This window comes from Paraconexibacter sp., assembly GCF_041602235.1.
Classification (GTDB): Bacteria; Actinomycetota; Thermoleophilia; order Solirubrobacterales; family Solirubrobacteraceae; genus Paraconexibacter.
Map to the genome: position 1 here is coordinate 1 of NZ_JBFIGP010000296.1, position 4,596 is coordinate 4,596.

Genomic DNA, 4,596 nt, shown 5'->3' on the forward strand with positions numbered 1-4,596 from the left:
ACCTTGCCGTCGTTGAAGCTCGCGACCGCCTCCTTCTGCTCCTTGGGCGTGCGGAACCGGCTGACGTGGTCGATCGTGAACGGGTAGTCCTTCATCCGCTCGGAGAACGACCCGAAGTGCTGCTGCGCGAGGATGGTCGTCGGAGCCAGCACGAGCACCTGCTTGCCGTCGTCGGCGGCCTTGAACGCGGCCCGCAGCGCGACCTCGGTCTTCCCGTAGCCCACGTCGCCGCAGATCAGGCGGTCCATCGGGCGGCCGGACTCCATGTCGCCCTTGACCGCCTCGATCGCGTCCTTCTGGTCCGCCGTCTCGGTCCACGCGAACCGCTCCTCGAACTCGCGCATCCACTCGGAGTCCTCCGGGAAGGCGTGGCCCTGGCGTCGGCGCCGCTCGGCGTAGAGGTTGATGAGCTCCCCCGCCAGCTCCTGGGCGGCCCGCCGGGCACGGGACTTGAGCGTCTCCCACGACTTGCCGCCCAGCTTGGACAGGGCCGGATGGGAACCGCCCGCGCCGACGTAGCGGCTGATCTTCTGGAGCTGGTCGACCGGGAGGAAGACCTTGTCGGACCCCGCGTACTCGAGCTCGAGGTAGTCGCGTGTGACCCCCGCGACGGTCTTGGTCTCGAAGCCGGCGAAGCGCGCGACGCCGTGGTCCTCGTGGACGATGATGTCGCCGGTCCGCAGGTCGGCGAAGGAGCGCAGCGCCCCGCGCTTGATCGCCCCCTTGCCGCCGCCCCGGGTCGCGTCCTCGCGCTGCTGGCGGCGGCGACGGAACAGCCGGTGGTCGGGGATGACCGCCAGGTTGATCCCGGGCGCGATGAAGCCGTCGCGAAGGCGTGCCTGGACGAAGGTGACCACCGGGGGTCCCTCGAGCTCGCGCTCCTTGGGGGAGATCCAGCGGCCGACGTCGTCCGGGTCCAGCCAGTCGGCCTTCAGCCGGGCGAAGTTGTACGCGGCCCGCTCGCCGTCGCCGCGGCGGGGGAACGCGACCACGGTCCGGTAGGAGGACCGCACGAGCTTCTCGAGCTCCGGCTCGGCCTCCTTGAGCGACCGTGCCGAGGTGTCGGCCGCCTGCGCGCGGAACTCCATGTCCTGGTCGCTGCTGATCGACGACAGCCGCACGTGCGCGCGCTCGGTGAGCGCCGCCGTGATCGCGTCGGGCGCCACGTACAGGTGGTGCGCGTCGGTGTCGTGGAACGCCGCGCAGACGTCCTGCCAGTGGTCGGCCAGCGCGGGCGCGACCTCCTCCTCGGCGGCCAGGTACACGACGGCGTCCTGCGGCGCGAGGTCCAGGAACGCGTGGAAGCGGTCGACGGGCAGCAGTTCGGCGATGTCGGGCCGGTCGTCGGCATCGAGCACCGTGGCCGTCTCGGCGTCGGAGCGGTGCTCCGCCGAGAGCTCCGCGGCGGGCGCGATCTCGATCTCGGCGAGGTCGTCCAGCGACCGCTGCGTGAAGGTGCTGAACCCGCGCAGCGACTCGATCTCGATGTCGAAGAGGTCGACGCGGACGGCCCGGTCCTCCGTCGCCGGGTAGACGTCGAGGATCCCGCCGCGGACAGCGAACTGGCCGCGGTCGTCGACCTGATCGACCCGCTCGTACCCGGCCGCGACGAGGTCCGCGGACAGCTCGTCGAGATCGACGAGATCGCCGACCTTGAGCGTGAAGCTCTTGGGGCGCAGGGCCGGGTCGGGGACCTTCTCCGAGAGCGCGACCGCGCTGACCACGACCACGGGCGGCTCGGCCGCCGCGTCGTCCGCGTCCCAGGAGACGAGCGCGTCGAGCGCGGCGATCCGCAGCCCGACGAGGTGCGGTGGCGGAGCGAGGTGCGACTCGTAGGCCACACCACGCGACGGGCAGAAGCGCACCGGACGCGGGTGCAGCCAGGCTCGGAGGTCCGCGGCGATGTCACGGGCCTGGCGATCGTCGCCGGCGACCACGATCGCCGGACGGCCGGCGGCGGCCGACCCGTCGACGCCGTCCAGCAGCGCGGCCACGAGATACGGGCGCAGGGACTGGGCGACGAACGCGGAGCCGCCCTCGCGCGCCAGGCGCACGCCGTCGTCGGAGCCGTTGAGGTGGTTCAGGAGGGGGCGCAGCGACATCAGAGGGACCTTCCGGACACGCAGACGGGCCGCGCGGGGCCCGCGCGGCCAGGTCCCAGGACGATAGCGACGCGGGCGTCGCGGCCCCCGCTCGCGGGCGCGCGTTCCCCCTGAACGCGTGCGGCAAACATCCGATCCGCGTTTGGCGGCGCAGATATGCTCGGTGCGGACTTCCGCGCCAGGAAGTGCTCTGACCGCTGCCCGCTCGCGTAGGCACCCTCAGATCCGCAGGACAACCCGTCACAGAAAGGCAGCACATGTCAGAGGTCAACAACCACATCTTCGACACGATCGACCGCCAGAACGCGGATCGCTCGGCGTCGACCCGTCGCCAGCTCGTCAAGGGCACCGCCGCGGCGATGGGCTCCCTCGGGATCCTCGGGTACGCCACCAGCGCAGCGTCGGCGAAGGTCGACACGAACCCCGCGAACTCGATCGAGAACATCGCGGCGGTCGCCGCGACGGCCGAGGTCCTGGCCACGATCGTCAACACCGTCGGCGTCGAGAAGCTCGGCAGCAAGATGGATCCCGTGACCCGTCGCAACGTCGCGACCGCCGCGCAGGAGGAGAAGCTCCACTACGAGCTGCTCACGTCCTCCGCCGTGGGGGGCAAGGAGGTCACGAAGACGATCTACGTCCCGAACTCGATCTTCGCCTCGGTCGACAACCTGCTGACCGCGCTCGTCGTCGGTGATCAGGTCTTCATCAACGCCTACCTGCTCGGCACGACCGTGTTCGCGCGCCAGGGCACGCTGACGGGGTCGAAGTTCGCCCGCTACGCGGCGGAGATCATGGCGACCGAGGCGGTGCACCGGGCGCTGGCGCTCCAGTCCCTCGGCCGCCTGGGCAACGACCGCGCTTACGCGCGGTTCACCACGCGCGAGGACGCCCCGGGCCTGCCGACCACCGGTCGCGGCGGGTTCTTCAAGATCGGCGACGCCGTCACCGCGCTCGAGGAGCTCGGCTTCGGCTTCGGCAAGCCGCACCCGTCGATCCCGGGCACGGCGTACGAGTACGACGCGGTTGCGGCGCGGACGCCCAAGGACCGCGACGTCAACACGCTGTCGATCGCCTAGGTCTCCGGGCCTGGAGCGACGTGGTCCCGCGGCCGCCGGACGTCGCGGCGGTCGCGGGGCGTGCGGCGGCGCGGGGCTCCCGTCCCGCCGCACGCGAGGCGCCTGCGGCTCAGGCCGTGGCGTCGATGTTCAGCCGGATGTAGTCGATCGTGACCGGCGACCCGAGGCCGGCGACCACGCTCTCGGTGAACGGCACGCGGAGGTCCTCCGGGAGTTGCTCGAGATGGGCGCCGAGGATGATCGTGTGCAGGTAGGTCTTGGGGTCCGGCGGGATGACCGGCTGTGGCGCCAGCCAGCACTGCGCGTCGGAGAAGCCGGCTGCGAGCAGTCGCTCCTCCGTCTGCTCCGGGGTCGCGAAGTTCCACGGCCCGTCCCACCTCTCGAGGTACTCGGCGAACGGCGGCATGTCGGCCACCGCCCCCGCCGCGGCGTGGACGCGCGCCACGTTGCCGACGCCACCGCACTGCGCCACCAGGCGCCCGCCGTCCTTCAGCGCCCCACGCAGCCGGGCGAACAGCCGCGGGTGGTCGGCGATCCAGTGGAAGGTCGCGGTCGAGAGGATCGCGTCGACCGGTGCGTCGTCGCCCAGGTCGAGATCGACAAGGTCCTGGACGCGGATGTCCGCGTCGGGTCCCAGGCGCCGCCGTGCGGCCGTGAGCATGTCCTCGGAGCCGTCGATCCCGATCACGTGTCCGCGCGGGAGCCGCGCGATGAGCGCCTGGGTGACCCGTCCGCTCCCGCACCCCGCGTCGACGACCGTCTCGTCGCCACGGAGGTCGAGGCGCTCGAGCACGGCGAGGCCCATCGCCTCCATGGGGGCGCTGATGCGGTCGTACGTCGCTCCGTCCCAGTCGCGCGATGCCATGCGCCAACGCTACCACTCGTACGTTATGACGTACAAGCGTCTCCTCCGCCTCAGGCGGGCGCGTCGGCGGGACCCTCCGGGGTCTCGGGTGCGGCGAGGATGATCCGCTCGGCCTCGTCGGCCGCCGCGTGCACGAGGTCCCCGACCTCCTTGGCGGTCTGGCGCCACCGTCCGAGCACGTAGCCGGCGACGACCTCCGGATCGGTCGAGTCGGGCCGTCCCACCCCGATCCGGACGCGGTGGAAGTCCGGCGAGCCGAAGGCCGCCTTCAGCGACTTCAGCCCGTTGTGCCCCGCGAGCCCGCCCCCGAGGCGACTGCGGACGTCGCCGAACCGCAGGTCGATCTCGTCGTGCAGCACGAGGACGTGGTCCAGCGACACCTTCAGGGCGCCGCGGGCCGGCCCGGCCGCGCGCCCGGACTCGTTCATGAAGGTCTGCGGCTCCAGGAGCCCGACGCGGACGAGCGTCGAGCCCGGATGACCGATCCTGCCCTCGCGATAGCGGCCGGAGAACTTCGCCTTGGGCTTGGACATGCCCCACCGCTCGGCCAGCA

Annotated in this window: 4 protein-coding genes; 1 reads left to right on the plus strand and 3 read right to left on the minus strand. The window is 71.9% G+C overall.

What is annotated here, in order from left to right:
- On the minus strand, window positions 1-2,102 hold a 2,102-nt coding region (locus ABYE80_RS17410; RefSeq protein ID WP_372791574.1), incomplete at its 3' end, for a CarD family transcriptional regulator.
- 257 nt (window positions 2,103-2,359) lie between these two features.
- Here ABYE80_RS17410 and ABYE80_RS17415 point away from each other — a divergent pair.
- The gene (locus ABYE80_RS17415; RefSeq protein ID WP_372791575.1) at window positions 2,360-3,178 is read left to right on the plus strand and encodes a hypothetical protein; all 819 of its coding nucleotides are present in this window, start codon (window positions 2,360-2,362) and stop codon (window positions 3,176-3,178) included.
- A 109-nt stretch (window positions 3,179-3,287) separates the two neighbouring features.
- On the opposite strand, the gene ABYE80_RS17420 is transcribed toward ABYE80_RS17415, so the two are convergent.
- Both ABYE80_RS17420 and pth read right to left on the minus strand, forming a co-directional pair.
- On the minus strand, window positions 3,288-4,043 hold the full coding sequence (locus ABYE80_RS17420) for a trans-aconitate 2-methyltransferase (RefSeq protein ID WP_372791576.1): 756 nt from the start codon (window positions 4,041-4,043) through the stop codon (window positions 3,288-3,290).
- A gap of 50 nt (window positions 4,044-4,093) precedes the next feature.
- A partial coding sequence (pth, locus tag ABYE80_RS17425) for an aminoacyl-tRNA hydrolase (RefSeq protein ID WP_372791577.1) occupies window positions 4,094-4,596 on the minus strand: 503 nt, incomplete at its 5' end.

Coding starts and splice junctions, on each gene's coding strand:
- ABYE80_RS17415 (WP_372791575.1), top strand. CDS start 2,360: ATGTCAGAGGTCAACAACCACATCTTCGACACGATCGACCGCCAGAAC.
- ABYE80_RS17420 (WP_372791576.1), bottom strand. CDS start 4,043: ATGGCATCGCGCGACTGGGACGGAGCGACGTACGACCGCATCAGCGCC.